The organism is Neisseria perflava (assembly GCF_024170405.1).
Classification (GTDB): domain Bacteria; phylum Pseudomonadota; class Gammaproteobacteria; order Burkholderiales; family Neisseriaceae; genus Neisseria; species Neisseria perflava_B.
Map to the genome: position 1 here is coordinate 1 of NZ_JALJYC010000007.1, position 17,235 is coordinate 17,235.

The following is a 17,235-nucleotide window of genomic DNA, read 5'->3' on the forward strand; positions in this document are numbered from 1 at the left end:
GCTTGTTTTGCTTATAAGGGCTCAGTCGACTTTTTTTCATGGGATTTATTCTAAATGATTTTGAATAAATCTAGTTATCTAGTACAGCCCCATATATTTTACATAGTTGAACCACAGATTCACAGTCGTATAGTTGCCTTTATAGAGCAGCTCGTCTTTAATGGTGGTAATCAACACTTCGTAAATCGTCAGCGAAGTCGTTAGCGCGGCAATCAGCAGCAGGGCAAAGAAAATCACCGCAAACACCGACCCCGCCCACATATTGGAGAACACAATCGGCAGGCTTTGGAACACCAGCGTCGGGCCGGAGTTGGGGGGGGCGACGCCGAAGCTGAACAGCGACGGGAAAATCATAAAGCCGGCCAAAACCGCAATCAGGGTGTTGGTGATGGCGGTAATCACGGCCGTCTGAACCAGATTTTCGTTTTTATCCAAATAGCTGGAGAGGGTAATCATCACGCCGAAGCCCAGACTCAGCGCAAAAAATACCTGCCCCAATACAAACACAAACAGCTCGGCGGTAATCTTGCTGAAATCGGGTTTCAGATAAAAAGTAATGCCTTCCATCGCGCCCGGCAGGGTCACAGTGCGGATAACCATCGCCATCAAAAAGAGAAACAGCAGCGGCATCAGGTATTTGGCGGCTTTTTCAATCCCGCCGATGACGCCTTTGACTAAAATCCACTGGTTCACAACCACAAACAGCAGCGTGTAAAACGCGATTTCCCACGGGCTATTTTCAATGTGTTCGGTAAAAAAAGGCTTTGGTCAATTCGCCGCTGACGGGCTGGGAAATGTCCAAACCGCCACCGATGATGTTGACGATGTAGCTGATGACCCAGCCGCCCAACACCATGTAATACGCCATAATGCCGAACGCGCCGAGCAAGCCCATCCAACCGACCAGTTTCCAGCCTTTAGCAACGGGTTTGCCGTTCATTTTGCCGCCGAAGGCATCGAGCGCATTGACTCCTTTGCGGCGGCCGATGACGTTTTCCACCAAAATCATGGGAATGCCGATGACAAACATGGCGATACAAAACAAAAAGACATACGCGCCGCCGCCGTTTTGACCGACCAGATAGGGGAAACGCCAAGTAGCGCCGAAGCCGACGGTTGCCCCGGCCACGGTCAGGATATAGGTCAAACGGCTCGACCAGGTTTGACGGGAAGGATTTGCAGAAGACATACAGACAAGGAATTTAAAAAATAAACGAAGTTGTCATTATACGCTTATTCTTAACAAAATTTGACTGAATATTGAAAAGCGATATGGCGTTATCCGCTATAAAAGGTATCTTGAATAGTGAAGTTGCCTGAATTTTAAGGCCGTCTGAAAATAAAAACAGGGGATTTAACTGAAAGGCCGTCTAAAAACCTGAATTAAGCTAAGGTTTTCAGACGGCCTGAGGCATAAGGCGGGTTAATCGCCGTTATAACGGTAATAACGGCGCGGATAACGGCTCACACCGACGGGTGCGGCTTCTTGATAAATCACGGTCGTCCCCGGCGGCGCGTTGACGGTTACGGTTTTGTTGACCGTGGTCTGGCTGACAACGGGCAGATTGACCACGGCCGTGCGGCTGTACGGCGTTTCTTGGTAGAGGTAGCCGCCGAGCAGCAAGGCGGTGGCAAACAGAATCAAAGGTTTATCCATATTTTTCAGACGGCCTCATAAGAGCTGTTCGCCCCAATGCAGCTTTTGGCGCAGCGTTTTGTAATATTGGTAATCCGTCGGGTGCAAAATGCGCAGGGGGTGGTGGTAGCGGTGGATAAAAATATGGTCGAGGTTTTGGATGTCGATAAACGACTGGCCGTCGAAGTGTACGCGTGCGTCGCCGCTTTTGGTGACGACAATTTCAATTTCGCTGCTGGCCGGAATCACCACCGGACGGTTGGTCATGGATTGCGGACAAATCGGCACCAGCGCAAAAGCCTGCAGGCCGGGTTGCAGAATCGGGCCGCCGGCGGCGAGGGCGTAGGCGGTGGAGCCGGTGGGGGTAGAGACAATCAGGCCGTCGGAGCGTTGGGTATAGACAAATTTCTGGTCGATAAACACTTCAAATTCAATCATCTGGCCTGCGCCGCCGCGCGATAACACGGCGTCGTTAAACGCCAGCGAACGCTGGCAGATTTTGCCGTTGCGCACCAAGGAGATTTCCAACAAAATCCGCTCTTCCGGCAGGTAGTTGCCTTCCAAGACCGGGCGCAGCCCTTCCACCATGTTTTCGCGCGAAATCTGGGTGAGGAAACCCAAATGCCCCTGATTGATACCGATAACGGGGCGGGAATACGGCGCGACTTCGCGGGCAACGGAGAGAAAGGTGCCGTCGCCGCCGAGTACCACCACCAAATCGCAATGCTTACCCAATTCGGCTTTGCCGACGGCATGGCATTGCGCAATATCGGCGGGGCGGACGCGGTGTTCTTCGGCGCTGGTTTCGTCGATGAAAATGGCAAAACGCTCACGTTGCAGAAAATCCACCAGCGTATGCACGGTGTCGCGGATTTCGGGCGTATTCGGGCGGGTAACGATGCCGATATTTTGAAACGGGCTGTTCATGGCAGTAGCGGGTAAAGGTAAAGTTTAAAAGGCCGTCTGAAAGCGAAACTGAAAACAAATCAGGCAGATAACGGGTTTTCAGACGGCCTGGTTGCGGGTGTCAGACGGGAAACGGGGCGGAACACGGCTATCGGGCGGGAGAGACCCTAGTCAATCCAAATATCCCGTTCCAAGCGGTCGAGGCGGGCGTTGAGCCGCGCCACATCGTCGCGCAGACGATCGACTTCATCCATCCACGCCTCCAGCGTTTCTGCGTCAATGACCGGCGATTCCGGTTCGTGCGAAAATTCGCCGATTTGTTCGGCCAGACTCAAACCGATTTGGCGCACGGTTTGGCCGATTTGCTCGGCGCGGCTGCTGAGGCTGCCGGCGGCGGTGTCGCCGAAAAGCCGCGCCAAATCATCGTTGGCATAATAGCGCAGGCTGCCGAACACGGGCAGCAGCGACATGCCCAACATCAAATCGCCGCTTACCGACAAATCGCCCACACCCGGCTGGCGGCCTTGCAGCAGCTTTTGAATCGCGCCGGTACGGAAACTCAGTTCGGTATCCGGTTCGGCTTTGCTGCTTTCCAAGAAGCCTTCCTCGGTAATGCAGCCCTGAATGCGCAGTCCGGCGAAATTGACGCGCAGGATTTTTCCGGCAAACTGCGAAAGCGCGTGCTGCTGCTCGGGGTTTTGCTGAATCAGGTGGTTGATGATGGGAAGTAGGGCGGACATGGTTGCTCTCGAGGCCGTCTGAAAAGATAAGGCGATTTTACAGGCTTGACGGGTGATTGCAAACGGTATTGACGATTTTCCCGCCGCGCAGGTCGTCCGGATCGAAATCGGGTGCAGGTAGGCCGAGCTTGGCGGCCTCGGCGGTATAAAATTCGGCGCGGCTCGGATGGTGCGGCTCGACGATATTGCGCACGCGCTTGCCCTGCGGCCGCAAGGCCGTCTGAAATAAGGCGTCAACGGCAATATCACGGTGCACGCTATTTACCGGCTGCCGTCCGCCGCCAATTTTATCTTTTAAAATCAAACAGCTGACGGGATGGCGTTCGGCCGAATACAGCCCGCCCAAACGCAGAATGTCCACATTCGGAATGCAGCTCTCCAGCAACATCTGCTCCACCGCCAAAATACTTCTGGCCGCCGCGCTTTGCGGCTCGGGCGGCGAGGTTTCGTCGCATTCGCGCACTCGGTCGCCATAGACGCTGGTGCTGGAAGTGAAAATCAGATGTTTGATTCCGGCGCTTTCGGCCAAAGCCAACCATTGCCGCAGCGTACCGGCATAATCTTGTAAAGCCGAGGGCGGCAGCAGGCAGAACCATGTCGGCTTGTCTGTCCAATGTTGGGTAAGGGTCTGTTGGCGCTTCATTACGCGACATCTTTTCGGCGAAAAAACACGGCTGCTGTGTTGCAAATGCTCGCAAGGTGTCCAACCTTGCTGCGCTTTGCGCCTTGCATCCGCGTTTTTACTCTCGAAAATCTGCTTCGCGGATGAAGCGCCAACAGACCCTACGGCCGTCTGAAAAATATCTGCTTGGTTCAAATCGGCGCAATCCAATTCAATCGGCAGATTGATGTCATCCGAAGTCAGGCTGCGCTTGACGGCAGCTACCCGGCTGCCGTGTTCGTAAAGTTTTTGCGCCAGCGGACGGCCAAGATAGCCGAGACCGAAAACGGCGCAATCTGGAGCTTGCATTTCGGCCATTTTTCAGACGGCCTTGTTGTCATCGTTTGCCCAGGCCGGTTGCACCCATTTGGGCGCGTCGGTAAAACGGTAGTCGGCCATTTTTTGCAGCAGCTCCGCCGCATTATCGGCCACGCACACCAAGCGCAGATTGGCTTGCGGCATAAAGCCGCTGTCGGCGGTGTGTTGCAGCAGGGCAAGCAGCGGGTCGAAAAAGCCGTTGACGTTTAATATTCCAATCGGCTTAGCGTGTTGGCGCAGTTGCGCCAGCGACAACACTTCAAACAGCTCTTCATACGTACCAATCCCGCCGGGCAGGGCGATAAAGGCGTCGGCCAGGGCAATCATTTTGTTTTTACGCGCCGGCATATCGGGCGTTTCCACCAGTTCGGTCAGGTCATGGTGCGCCACTTCTTTTTCACGCAGAAAGGTCGGAATCACGCCGACGGCTTCGCCGCCGGAGGCCAACACCGCATCGGCCACCGCCCCCATCAGGCCGATTCTGCCGCCGCCGTAAATCAGACGGCTGCCGCGTTTGGCAATCGCCGCGCCGACTTCCTGTGCGGCATGGAAGTAATCAGGAATCGCACCGAGGTTGGAACCGCAATAAACGGCGATGGAGTGCATGGGTTTTCCTATTTTCTTTGATGTGTGTGATTGGTATGAATGGTAGGGTGGGGTTTTAACCCGCTCTACATCTACCCCTGCTCATCCACCAGCGCATTAATTTTGCGGTCAAATTCCAAGCGGTGCGCGGGCAAGAGATACGGGCGCAGCAGGCTGAGGGTGCGCTGGATACCGCGTGCTTTGGAGTCTTCGGTGAGTTTGGTGCGGCCGCGCAGCGAGCCGTCGAAGTCGAACCAGTATTTGGTCACAATCCACATATTCACGGCCAAGTCGTTCATGGCGGTTTTGTCGGCGCTGATGATACCGAGGCCGTTGAGCTGGGTCAGCAGGTTGACCAGCAGCGGCGAGACTTTGGCTTGGGTAAAATTATTGTGTTCGCCCAAAAGCTCGGCGCTGCGGGCGAGTAAGGTGTTGACGTCGCTAAACAAAAAGCGGTATTCCCACATCACGTTGTAAATGCCCGCCATGTAGTTGATGGAGTCTTCCACGTCGGAGGGTAAGACGGCCTCATGCAGGTATTGCAGCAGCGCGTCGCTGTACCGCTTGAAAAGCTGGATGATGATTTCGTCTTTGTTGCGGAAATGGTAATAGAGGTTGCCCGGGCTGATGCCCAAGTGGGCGGCGATGTGGTTGGTGCTGATGTTGCGCTCGCCTTCTTCGTTGAAGAGGGCGAGGCTGGCATTGACGATACGGGTGTAGGTGTTGGGTTTGGAAGATTGTGCCACGGGCGGATTCCTTGTGTTACAGGCTGTACGAAGCCGGCAGCCAATTCGGTTCGGCGTGCAATTCTACCTGAAATTGCGCGCGTACTGTATCGCGCACATGCTGCGCCAGTCGGTAAACGTCTTGCGGCGCGGCATGGTTTCGGTTGACCAAAACCAGCGCCTGTTTGTCGTGCACCGCCGCGCCGCCGAGGGCAAAGCCTTTCAGACGGCATTGGTCAATCAGCCAGCCTGCCGCCAGCTTGACGCTGCCGTCGGCTTGCGGATAACGCGGCATAGCGGGATAACGCGCCAAGAGTGCGGCGGCTTGTTCCGCGCTAATCACAGGATTTTTAAAGAAACTGCCGACATTGCCCAATACGGCCGGATCGGGCAGTTTGCTCATGCGGATGGCGCACACGGCGGCAGAAACATCTTTGGCCGTAGGCGCACGTTCCCCGCAAATTTCGGCAACGGCGGCGGCCAAATCGCCGTATTTCAAATCGGCGGCAAACTGTTCTTTCAAGGCAAAAACCACGGATACAATCACATAGCGCCCTTTGCCCGCCTGCTTAAACAGGCTTTCGCGGTAGGCAAAGCGGCAGTCGGCGTTGGAGAGTTCGACAAATTCGCCGCTTTCTAAATCAAAGCAGCGCACGCTGTGAATCACGTCTTTCACTTCAATGCCGTAAGCGCCGATATTCTGCACCGGCGACGCGCCGACCGTACCCGGAATCAGGCTGAGGTTTTCTAAGCCGCTCAAGCCCAGATTCAGCGTGTGCAAGACAAAATCGTGCCAGATTTCCCCCGCCTGCGCTTCGATATACACGAGGCCGTTTTCCCGCCCGACTTCGCGTATGCCTTTGTTTTCCATATGCACCACCAGCCCCGCATAATCTTCCATCAGCAGGATATTGCTGCCGCCGCCCAGCCACAATACCGTATTGCGGTCAAATTCGGGCAGGTACACGATGTCGCGCAGCTCATCGGCGTGATGGAGCGCAACAAAAGACGCGGCGCGGGCACGGAGGCCGAAGGTGTTGTAGGGGGTTAAATCAATATGGTGTTGCAGTTGCATGGTTGTGCCTTGTTTGGTTTTTCAGACGGCCTTGTCGCATAAGCCATGTAGGGTGGGCAACTTGTTGCCACCGCGTCTTTTGGAAACATGGTGGACAATAAATTACCCACCCTACACATTGGTGTCGTTGTCATACGGATTTTTCAGACGGCCTTTCCTGTCCGCGAACGGCTGCACAGTTCCAAACACCATACCAGCGCCACCGCCGCAATGGTCAGCGACACAATCAGCGCCGTCCAAAAGCCGTAAATGCCCATATCCGCGTGATACGCCAGCCAGTAGCCCGGCAGCAGGCCGCAGCCCCAAAAGGCGACGGCATGAATCACCATCGGCGCTTTGGTGACTTTATAGCCGCGCAGGGCGTAGGAAGCGATACATTGGGTGGCGTCGGCCAGTTGGAACACGGCGGAAAACAGTAATACCGTGGCAGCGATTTGTAAAACTGCCGTATCGTGGGTGTACATCCCCGCCAGCGGGTAGCGTAATGATACCAAAGCCAGCGCGGTAATCACAGCCAAGAGCCAGCCCAGTACCAGCGATACGCCGGAAATATACCGCGCCTGCGCCCCGTCGCGCTGCCCCAGCGCATAGCCCACGCGTATGGTGGCTGCCGAGCCGACGCTTTGCGGAATCATATAGATAATCCCCGTCAGGCTAATCACAACCTGTTGCGCCGCCACATAATCCTCGCCCTGCCGCGCCACCAAAAACACGATAAACGAAAACGCGCTTGCTTCCAAAAAATACGACAGGCCGATGGGTGCGCCGATTTTCCAAATTTGCCCAAACGCCGCGCCGTCAGGTTTGCTGAATTTCGCCATCAACCGATAAGGGCGGAAAAAACGCTGCTTCGCCACATACAGCCACAAAGCCAGCGCGCTGAACCAAAACACCAGCGCCGTTGCCACACCGCAACCCGCGCCGCCCAAAGTAGGCAGGCCGAGTTTGCCGTACACAAACGCATAGTTCAACGGAATATTTAGCAAAAACGCGGCAAAACTTACCAGCATAATCACACGCGGGCGGTTTAAGCTGGAAGCAAAAGCGTGCAAAGCGCGGTACAGCATGGCGGCGGGCATGGCCAGGCTGGTAAACAGCATATATTGCGCCATCATGCCTTCGACCTTGCTGCTCAAATCCAGCCAGTTTTGAAACGGCACAATCACCGCCCACATCAGCAACATGCCGCACACGCCCAAAGCTAGCCCGAACCACATTCCTTGCCGTCCGGTTTCGCCCACTTCGTCCAGTTTCTCCGCACCGTTAAGCTGGGCAATCATCGGGTTGAGCGCGGTCATAATGCCGATAAAGGTAATGTAAATGGTGGAAAACGCGCTGCTGCCCAACGCCACCGCCGCCAAATCTTCCTTACCTGCGCCGCCCGCCATCACCGTATCCACAAAACCAATCCCCACCTGCGCCACCTGCGCCAGCAGCATGGGCACAGCCAAGGCAATCAGGCGGCGGATTTCCTGCTTGAAAATAGGGAAGGAGTGGCGGTTGAGATCGAGCAGCATAAAGAAAACCGAATAGCAGGCAGTAGGAAAAACAGAGGCCGTCGGACGGCAGCGGCAGAGTTTGCCCATACATCGACGGCGCTAAAAGACAAAAAATGAAAACAATCGGGACGATTATAATCGCTTCGGCCATAAACCGATAGGGCAGGCCGTCTGAAAATGGAATTTCTGCGCAGCTAAAACAAAGTTTCTGCGCAGTTTTAAATAAAACAGAGTGTTGGGGCAGCGGGTATTACGGCAAATGCGGCGCAAACCGCCATTCGCCCAAATCCAGCCCCAAATCAAATACATTCAGACGGCCTACCGCCACCCTGACCAACCGCAGGCAAGGATAACCCGCTTTCGCTGTCATGCGCCTTACCTGACGGTTTTTGCCCTCGGTAATTTTAATTTCCATCCAAAAATCCGGCACGGTTTTGCGCTCGCGTATCGGCGGGTTGCGCGGCCACAGCTTGTCCGCCTCTCCGCTCTCCAAAACACGCACTTCGGCCGGACGGGTAATAAAATCGCCCAAATCCACCCCGCGCCGCAAAATATCCAGTTTGGTTTCGTCAGGCACACCTTCAACCTGCGCCCAGTAGGTTTTTTTCTGTTTGAATTTTGGGTCGGCAATCCGTGCCTGCAATTTACCGTTGTCGGTCAGCAAAAGCAGTCCTTCGCTGTCGGTGTCCAGTCGTCCGGCGGGGTAGAAGCCCGGCTGTTGCACATAATCTTTCAGGCAGGCATGCTTTTCATGCGCGGAAAACTGGCAAATCACGCCGTAAGGCTTGTTTAATACAATCAAATCATTCATATCGGCTTGGCTCCCAAAGCTTTCTGTTTTAGCTGTGTCAAAACGGCGTTTCAGACGGCCTTGTTGTTGTCGGCGGTATTGTAGCAGAATGCTGAAACCGCTTTGCCAATATTTTGTCTAAATCAATTCAGCAGTTTAACCACAAAGCTGAAAATCACGCTTGACACAAAATCGGTCGTCCCGTATAGTTTGGTCTTCCTTAGGAGTAATGGCTGAGAGGCTGAAGGCACTTCCCTGCTAAGGAAGCATGTGGGGTCAACCTGCATCGAGGGTTCGAATCCCTCTTACTCCGCCAGTATCAAAACAAAAACCGCTGATGATTCAGCGGGTTTTGTTTTTCTATATTTGTATTTGAAAACACTTACTTAAAGGCCGTCTGAAACCCATTTCAGACGGCCTTTTATTTTTATTGTTATAAAGCGTATCCGGCTTGCCCACGGTAAATCAAAATATGCCATAATGACACGGTATCCGCGTGCATACCGCAGCGGATATGTACAAGAAAAACCGTAAACTACATAGAGAATCATCATGACCCGCAAAGCCACCATTATCTATACCCATACCGACGAAGCCCCCGCTCTGGCGACCGAATCGCTGCTGCCGGTTATCCGCGCGTTTACGCAGTTTGCCGATATTGATGTGCAAACCGCCGATATTTCGCTGGCCGGTCGTATTTTGGCGACCTTCCCCGATTATTTGCGCGAAGAACAGCGCGTACCGGACGCATTGGCCGAATTGGGAGAGCTGGTCAAGCAGCCCGAAGCCAATGTTATCAAGCTGCCGAACATCAGCGCCTCCGTGCCGCAGTTGACTACCGCGATTAAGGAATTGCAGGTCAAAGGCTTTGCCGTACCCGATTTTCCGGTCGACCCGCAGAGCGATGAAGAAAAAGCCGTGCGTGAGCGCTACGACCGTATCAAAGGCAGCGCGGTCAACCCCGTTTTGCGCGAAGGCAACTCCGACCGTCGCGCCCCAAAAGCAGTAAAAAACTTCGCCAAGAAAAATCCGCACAGCATGGGCGCGTGGTCTAAAGATTCGCAAACCCATGTCGCTACCATGACAAGCGGCGATTTCTTCCACAACGAGCAATCCGTAACCGTCCCCGCCGCCACTACGGTATCTATTGTTTTTACTGACAAACAGGGCAATAAAAAAGATTTGCGCAAACCGCTGAATCTGAAAGATGGCGAAATCATCGATGCCACCGTGATGAGCAAAAAAGCGCTGCTGGCGTTTTTGACCGAGCAGGTGCAAGAGGCCAAAGCCAAAGGCCTGCTGTTTTCGCTGCATATGAAAGCCACCATGATGAAGGTGTCCGACCCGATTATCTTCGGTCACGCGGTGAAAGTGTTTTTCGCGCCGGTGTTTGAAAAATTCGGCGCAGAACTGGCTGCGGCGGGCGTGAACGTCAACAACGGTTTCGGTAACCTGCTGGCCAATCTGGATAAATTACCCGCCGACACCCGCGCTGCCGTAGAAGCGGAAATCGCCGCCGTGTATGCCGCCAATCCCGATGTAGCGATGGTGGATTCCGACAAAGGCATTACCAATCTGCATGTGCCCAGCGATGTGATTGTCGATGCCTCCATGCCCGCGATGATCCGCAATTCCGGCCAGATGTGGGACAAAGACGGCAAGCAGCGCGACACCAAAGCGGTGATTCCCGACAGCAGCTATGCCGGTATTTACCAAGCCACCATCGATTTTTGCCGCGAAAACGGCGCATTCGACCCGACCACGATGGGTACTGTGCCCAATGTCGGCCTGATGGCGCAGGCGGCGGAAGAATACGGTTCGCATGACAAAACCTTTGAAATCGAAGCCGACGGTAAAGTGGAAGTGATTGACGGCAGCGGTAAAGTATTGATGGCGCACGATGTCGAGGCAGGCGACATCTGGCGTATGTGCCAAACCAAAGACGCGCCGGTAAAAGACTGGGTACAGCTTGCCGTTAACCGCGCCTGTTTGAGCAATACCCCCGCCGTGTTCTGGCTGGATGAAAACCGTCCGCACGACAAGAGCCTGATTGCCAAAGTGAATCAGTATTTGGCTGAATTGGACACCAATGGTTTGGATATTCGCATTTTGTCGCCGGTAGAAGCCGCCAAGTTCTCGTTACGCCGTCTGAAAGACGGCCAAGACACTATTTCTGTCACCGGCAATGTGTTGCGCGACTACCTTACCGACCTGTTCCCGATTTTGGAATTGGGTACCAGCGCGAAAATGCTGTCTATCGTACCGCTGATGAACGGCGGCGGCATGTTTGAAACCGGCGCGGGCGGTTCGGCGCCGAAGCTGTATCAAGACGCTTTGCAAACCAATCATTTGCGCTGGGATTCCTTGGGTGAATTTTTGGCTTTGGCGGTGTCGTTGGAACATTTGGCGCAGACCACAGGTAATGTTAAGGCGCAAATTTTGGCCGATACGCTGGATGCTGCTACCGAGCAGTTGCTGCTCAATAATAAATCGCCCAAACGCAAACCGGGCGAGTTGGACAACCGAGGCAGCCATTTCTACATCGCCTTGTATTGGGCGCAAGCTTTGGCCGCGCAAGACAAAGATGCCGAATTGCAAGCCAAATTCGCGCCGTTGGCACAGACGTTGGCCGCCAATGAAGCCAGAATCGTGGCCGAACTGTCTGAAGTGCAAGGCAAAGCAGTGGACATTGGAGGCTATTACAGCCCCGATGAAGCCTTGGCCGCTGCCGTAATGCGCCCGAGCGCCACATTGAATGCAGCACTGGCTGCGCTGTAAGGCTGTTTATCTCTTTAGCGATTGAAACCTAGCCTAGGCCGTCTGAACCAAAGTGTTTCAGACGGCCTTCTTGCGTAAATTCTCTCTGCCGATAAGATAATCGGCTATAATAAATGCCATTCTGTCCGACCCATTTTAAGGATAATCATGTCATTACCCCGTTTGTATCCCCATCCGATTATTGCCCGCGAGGGCTGGCCGATTATCGGCGGCGGTTTGGTTGTCAGCCTGCTGGTCAGCATTTGCGGTGGCTGGTGGTCGCTGCCTTTTTGGATTTTTACCGTATTTGCTCTGCAGTTTTTCCGTGATCCGGCGCGGCCGATTCCGCAAGATGAAGACGCGGTGTTGAGTCCGGTGGACGGCCGTATTGTGGTGGTGGAACGCGCCACCGATCCTTACCGCCAAACCGAAGCCTTGAAAATCAGCGTGTTTATGAACGTGTTTAACGTTCATTCGCAAAAATCGCCGGTGGACGGTATGATTAGCAAAATCGAGTACAACAAAGGCAAATTTTTAAACGCCGATTTGGATAAAGCCAGTACCGAAAACGAACGCAATGCAGTGTTGGCGACGACTAAATCCGGCCGCGAGATTACTTTTGTACAAGTAGCCGGTTTGGTGGCACGCCGCATTTTGTGCTATGCCGAAGTCGGCGATAAATTGACACGCGGCGAGCGTTACGGCTTTATCCTCTTCGGTTCGCGTGTGGATGTTTACCTGCCGACAGATGCGCAGGCGCAGGTGGCGATTGGCGATAAAGTGACCGGTGTCAGCACCATTTTGGCACGTCTGCCGCTGGTAGCGCCGGAAGTTGTGGCGCAGCCACAAGCACCGGTAACGCCGGATACAGAGGCGGTTAATGCGCCAACAGAAACATCTGAGCCGTCTGTTGAAGTCAGCCAAGAAGTGATTGAAGCCTCGGCCGAAAAAGTCTTGGCGGCAGTGGAAAAAGAATTTAAGGCTTAAATAACCGCTCGCGATAAAAAAGGTTTTCAGGCCGTCTGAAAACCTTTTTTGCCGTGTAATAGCGAGTATTTTTCAGCCGTCAGCGGCGTAGGTTGGGTTGTCAACCCAACCTACCCGGTTTGATTTCACTTGTTTCACTACATCTCCCTCCACAGGAATCCCCATGAGCAGAGCCACTGTTTTCCACGTTGACAAATCTTTGGAAAAGCCCGAACGCGTGATGTTGGTCGGTGTGATGCTGACCGCCGATTATGCCGGTGCCAACGAAACCCGCGAACGCGCGTTTCAGACGGCCTTGGCGGAGGCGGCGGAGCTTGTGTCGGCGGCGGGCGGCGATTTGGTGTGTACCGAAACCGCCAAGCGCGACAAGGCGCAGACGGCGTATTTTGTCGGTACGGGCAAGGTGGAAGAGCTGGCGGCAGCAGTCAAAGCGTACGACATCAAGTTGGCGGTATTCAACCACGAATTAAGCCCGACGCAGGAGCGCAATTTGGAAAAAGCGCTGCAATGCCGCGTGCTCGACCGCGTGGGGCTGATTTTGGCGATTTTTGCCAAACGCGCCCAGTCGCAAGAAGGCAAATTGCAGGTGGAGCTGGCGCAGCTGTCGCATTTGAGTGGGCGGCTGGTGCGCGGTTACGGCCATATGCAGAGTCAGAAAGGCGGTATTGGTCTGAAAGGACCGGGCGAAACCCAGCTGGAGACCGACCGCCGCCTGATTAACCAAAAAATCACCGCCTTGAAAAAGCAGCTTCAGCAGGTAAAAAAGCAACGCGCTACCCGCCGCAAATCCCGCGAAGGAGGCCGTCTGAAAACCTTTGCTATCGTCGGCTATACCAATGCGGGAAAATCCAGCCTGTTCAATCGCTTAACCAAAGCCGATGTGTTGGCGCAAGACCAATTATTCGCCACGCTTGACACCACCGCCCGCCGCCTGTTTTTGTCACATGAGGCAAGCGTGATTCTGACCGATACCGTTGGTTTCGTGCGCGATTTGCCGCACAAGCTGGTGTCGGCGTTTTCTGCCACGCTGGAAGAAACCGCGCTGGCGGATGTTTTGCTGCATGTGGTGGATGCGTCCAATCCCGATTGCGAACGGCAGATGGACGATGTCAACGTGGTGCTGGAAGAAATCGGTGCGCACGACATTCCGCAACTGGTGGTGTACAACAAAATTGATTTATTGCCGGCAGGCAAGCGTGAGGCGGGAATTTTGCGTGATAACGCGGGCAGGGCGGTGGCGGTCAATATATCGGTAGCCAAAGGTTTGGGCTTGGACGCGCTGCGCGAGGCGATGATTGAGCGGGCTTTGCAATAAATCAGGCAGAGCGGATGAAGAAAGGCCGTCTGAACGCGATATTGTCGGCCAGTTGGCAATATCCGTTCAGACGGCCGAAAACGGCAGTCAGTGCTGACTTTGCATTAAAGATGGGGATAACGTTGTTTGGCGTTGCCTGCGTAATGAGGCAGGTGGTTTAAGCGGCAGTGTGTTTCTTTTTTTGAAATTGCTCGTACACCATCCACACGGCCAGGCTCAGGTAAACGGTGCTGGACAGGATACCGATGACGGCAAAAATAGGCATGATACGGTCAAGCATAATAAACTCCGAAGTGAGAAGTGAATGTAATAAAGTAAGCGGGTAATGTGATTTTGCAGATTTTTCTGCTTGTATTTGGCTTCCGTTGCAGCGGAAAGTGAGGGTAGTATGCAAGCGATTTGCAAACGGGTCAATCAAAAATGTAATAGAATTTTAAAAAAAGTTCCCTTTTTACACTAAAATAATCGGATATTTTTTCAGATAAACGGTATAAATATTGACCGTTTGTTTTTAGATAAGCGGTCATATTTTTGAAATAAATAAAATAATCCGTTTATTATGAAAAATTCATTCATAAATGAATAAATAAGGCATCAAAACGGCTATTTGCAAGAATGAAACACTTCTTGCCGATGAGGATAAAGCGACTGCGCCGATTTGAGATAAACCACTTACGCGGATGATGTCCGCCGGTACCATCATGAAGAAAACCTGTTTCCACTGCGGGCTGGACGTTCCCGAAAACCTCCATTTGCCTGTGATTTACGAAAACGAAGCGCGCGACACTTGCTGCGCCGGTTGTCAGGCTGTGGCACAAAGCATTATTGACGCCGGTTTGGGCAATTATTACAAACAGCGCACCGCCGATGCAGAAAAAGCCGCGCTGCCGCCCGATGAAGTGTTGGCACAGTTGAAATTATATGATTTGCCCGAAGTGCAGGCCGAATTTGTCGAAACGGGTGCGGGCGAGGAAAAAGAGGCGGTATTGATGCTCGGCGGCATTACCTGCGCCGCCTGCGTGTGGCTGATTGAGCAGCAACTATTGCGGCTTCAAGGCGTGAAGCGGGTGGATTTGAACTACACCACCCACCGCGTGCGCGTGGTGTGGGATGACAGCCGCGTGGCGCTGTCGGATATTCTGCTGCGGATTCAATCCAGCGGTTATACTGCCGCGCCGTATGACGCACACAAAGTGGAAGAGCGTTACCAAAAAGAGCGCAAACAGTTTATCGTGCGGCTGGCGGTGGCGGGGATGTGCATGATGCAGACCATGATGTTTGCCATTCCGACTTATTTATATGACGAGGGCGAAATCGAGCCGCTGTATCTGAGTATTTTGCACTGGGGCGCGTTTATTATGGTGCTGCCGGTGGTGTTTTACTGCGCCATTCCGTTTTACAAAGGCGCGTGGCGCGATTTCAAAAACCGCCGCGCCGGTATGGATACGCCGATTGCGCTGGCGATTGTGATGACCTTTGCCGCCGGGGTTTACAGCTTGGCGACCAATGCGGGGCAGGGCATGTATTTCGAGTCCATCGCCATGCTGCTGTTTTTCCTGCTGGGCGGACGCTTTATGGAGCAGATTGCGCGGCGCAAGGCGGGCGATGCGGCGGAGCGGCTGGTGAAACTGGTGCCCGCGTTCTGCCACAAGCTCAATGCTTATCCTGACAGCGAAGCGGCGGAAGAAGCGGCGGTGGTGAAGCTGCAAAGCGGCGATGTGATTCTGGTAAAACCGGGCGAAGTGATACCGGTGGACGGCGTGGTGTTGTCGGGCGAGAGCGAGGTTAACGAAGCCATGCTCACCGGCGAGAGCCTGCCCGTGGCCAAACATACCGATGACAAAGTGACCGCCGGTACGCTCAATACCTCCGGCCCGCTGGTCATCCGCACCGAGCAAACCGGCAGCGGCACGCGCCTGTCGCATATTGTGAAGCTGCTCGACCGCGCTTTGGCGCAAAAGCCGCGCATGGCGGAGCTGGCCGACAAATACGCTTCGCGTTTTGTGGCGGGCGAATTGCTGCTGGCGGTGCCGGTGTTTATCGGTTGGGCGCTGTATGCCGATGTTCAGACGGCCTTATGGATTACCGTGGCGCTCTTGGTGATTACCTGCCCGTGCGCCTTATCCTTGGCCACACCGACCGCGCTGGCCGCGTCCACCGGCATGTTGGCGGGCAGCGGCGTGTTGATTAGCGGCAAGCAGAGCTTGGAAACGCTGGCGCAGATTGACGATGTGGTCTTCGATAAAACGGGTACGCTTACCAAGGGTGAATTGTCCGCCAGCAAAATCATCGGGTTAGACCGTCTGAATCGTGATGACGCGCTGGCCGTGGCGCAGGCATTGGAAGCCCAATCGGAACACCCGATTGCGCAAGCCATTTTACGCTGTCCGCTTTCAGACGGCCTCTTGCCGGATATTCAGACCGCGCAGCGCGTTAACCGCGTCGGCCACGGCGTTAGCGCGAATATTACCCTAAACGGCGAAAGCCTGATTTGGGCATTGGGACACGCGGATTTTGTTGCCGAAATTGCGGGCAAACTGCCGGAAAATCTCAATATCGAACACAGCGGCAGCATGGTGTTCCTCGGCAACCAACAGGGTTTTCAGACGGCCTTTTTGCTGGAAGACGACATTAAAGACGGCACGGCTGCGATGGTGGCCGAGTTGAAAGCGCAGGGCTTGACGCTGCATGTGTTGAGCGGCGACCGCCGCGCTGCCGTCGAACATCTGTCCGCCATGCTGGGTTTGGATGCCTACCGCGCCGAGGCCACGCCCGAAGACAAGCTGGATTATGTGAAAAACCTGCAAGCTCAGGGGCGCAAAGTGTTGATGGTCGGCGACGGCATTAATGACGCGCCGGTGTTGGTGCAGGCCGATGTTTCGGCAGCCGTGGCCGGCGGCGCGGACGTGGCGCGCGACGGCGCGGATGTAGTGTTGCTGGGCGACGATATGCGCGTGCTGCCGCTGATGGTGCGCCAAGCCCGCCGCACGCGCCGGATTATCCAGCAAAATTTAAGTTGGGCCAGCGCCTACAACCTGATTGCCGTGCCGCTGGCGGTGTTCGGCTTGGTTACGCCGTGGATAGCCGCGCTGGGCATGAGCTTGAGCTCGTTGGTGGTATTGGGGAATGCATTGAGATTGTTGAAACGTAAAAACTAGCGCCATAAACCGTAAGGCCGTCTGAAATCGGAATAGGATTTCAGACGGCCTTAACTATTTGAGCCTTTAGGCATAATTTATCA

At 54.2% G+C, this 17,235-nt stretch carries 14 protein-coding genes, 1 tRNA gene and 1 pseudogene; 5 read left to right on the forward strand and 11 right to left on the reverse strand.

Annotated elements, in window-relative coordinates; genetic code table 11:
• Window positions 1–78 precede the first annotated feature (78 nt).
• The 10 genes and pseudogenes from J2T37_RS03695 to J2T37_RS03740 form a co-directional block, all read right to left on the reverse strand.
• Window positions 79–1,189 (reverse strand): annotated as a pseudogene (locus tag J2T37_RS03695) (sodium-dependent transporter).
• Window positions 1,190–1,423: 234 nt separating this feature from the next.
• The gene (locus J2T37_RS03700) at window positions 1,424–1,657 is read right to left on the reverse strand and encodes a methionine-binding protein (protein WP_253353845.1); all 234 of its coding nucleotides are present in this window, start codon (window positions 1,655–1,657) and stop codon (window positions 1,424–1,426) included.
• Between the two features lie 15 nt (window positions 1,658–1,672).
• Window positions 1,673–2,563 carry an NAD(+) kinase gene (locus tag J2T37_RS03705; RefSeq protein WP_253353846.1) on the reverse strand — a complete coding sequence of 297 codons (891 nt, stop codon included), beginning with the start codon at window positions 2,561–2,563 and terminating at the stop codon, window positions 1,673–1,675.
• 146 nt (window positions 2,564–2,709) lie between these two features.
• Complete coding sequence (locus tag J2T37_RS03710) at window positions 2,710–3,282, reverse strand: ubiquinone biosynthesis accessory factor UbiJ (RefSeq protein ID WP_253353847.1); 573 nt, start codon at window positions 3,280–3,282, stop codon at window positions 2,710–2,712.
• Between the two features lie 37 nt (window positions 3,283–3,319).
• The gene (locus J2T37_RS03715) at window positions 3,320–4,261 is read right to left on the reverse strand and encodes an SDR family NAD(P)-dependent oxidoreductase (RefSeq protein WP_437179438.1); all 942 of its coding nucleotides are present in this window, start codon (window positions 4,259–4,261) and stop codon (window positions 3,320–3,322) included.
• 3 nt (window positions 4,262–4,264) lie between these two features.
• Complete coding sequence (locus tag J2T37_RS03720) at window positions 4,265–4,867, reverse strand: TIGR00730 family Rossman fold protein (RefSeq protein WP_253353848.1); 603 nt, start codon at window positions 4,865–4,867, stop codon at window positions 4,265–4,267.
• A 71-nt stretch (window positions 4,868–4,938) separates the two neighbouring features.
• Window positions 4,939–5,592, reverse strand: a complete 654-nt coding sequence (locus J2T37_RS03725; protein ID WP_253353849.1) for a TetR/AcrR family transcriptional regulator — start codon at window positions 5,590–5,592, stop codon at window positions 4,939–4,941.
• Between the two features lie 16 nt (window positions 5,593–5,608).
• Window positions 5,609–6,646, reverse strand: a complete 1,038-nt coding sequence (gene murB / locus J2T37_RS03730) for a UDP-N-acetylmuramate dehydrogenase (protein ID WP_253353850.1) — start codon at window positions 6,644–6,646, stop codon at window positions 5,609–5,611.
• A gap of 143 nt (window positions 6,647–6,789) precedes the next feature.
• Window positions 6,790–8,163, reverse strand: coding sequence for an MATE family efflux transporter (locus tag J2T37_RS03735; RefSeq protein ID WP_253353851.1), 1,374 nt, complete (start codon window positions 8,161–8,163; stop codon window positions 6,790–6,792).
• Window positions 8,164–8,395: 232 nt separating this feature from the next.
• Window positions 8,396–8,956, reverse strand: a complete 561-nt coding sequence (locus J2T37_RS03740) for a pseudouridine synthase (protein WP_253353852.1) — start codon at window positions 8,954–8,956, stop codon at window positions 8,396–8,398.
• A 202-nt stretch (window positions 8,957–9,158) separates the two neighbouring features.
• Here J2T37_RS03740 and J2T37_RS03745 point away from each other — a divergent pair.
• From J2T37_RS03745 to hflX, 4 genes are all read left to right on the forward strand, one after another.
• Window positions 9,159–9,251 (forward strand) — tRNA-Ser (locus J2T37_RS03745).
• A gap of 236 nt (window positions 9,252–9,487) precedes the next feature.
• Complete coding sequence (locus tag J2T37_RS03750) at window positions 9,488–11,713, forward strand: NADP-dependent isocitrate dehydrogenase (protein WP_253353853.1); 2,226 nt, start codon at window positions 9,488–9,490, stop codon at window positions 11,711–11,713.
• Between the two features lie 147 nt (window positions 11,714–11,860).
• Window positions 11,861–12,679 carry a phosphatidylserine decarboxylase gene (locus J2T37_RS03755; protein ID WP_253353854.1) on the forward strand — a complete coding sequence of 273 codons (819 nt, stop codon included), beginning with the start codon at window positions 11,861–11,863 and terminating at the stop codon, window positions 12,677–12,679.
• A gap of 163 nt (window positions 12,680–12,842) precedes the next feature.
• On the forward strand, window positions 12,843–13,994 hold the full coding sequence (gene hflX, locus J2T37_RS03760) for a GTPase HflX (RefSeq protein ID WP_253353855.1): 1,152 nt from the start codon (window positions 12,843–12,845) through the stop codon (window positions 13,992–13,994).
• Between the two features lie 157 nt (window positions 13,995–14,151).
• On the opposite strand, the gene J2T37_RS11510 is transcribed toward hflX, so the two are convergent.
• Entirely contained in the window at window positions 14,152–14,274 is a 123-nt protein-coding gene (locus J2T37_RS11510; protein WP_301286343.1) for a hypothetical protein, read from the reverse strand.
• A 421-nt stretch (window positions 14,275–14,695) separates the two neighbouring features.
• Here J2T37_RS11510 and J2T37_RS03765 point away from each other — a divergent pair, with 421 nt between their 5' ends.
• Window positions 14,696–17,152: a heavy metal translocating P-type ATPase gene (locus J2T37_RS03765; protein WP_253353856.1), complete on the forward strand. Its 2,457-nt coding sequence runs from the start codon at window positions 14,696–14,698 to the stop codon at window positions 17,150–17,152.
• The last annotated feature ends 83 nt before the right edge of the window (window positions 17,153–17,235 follow it).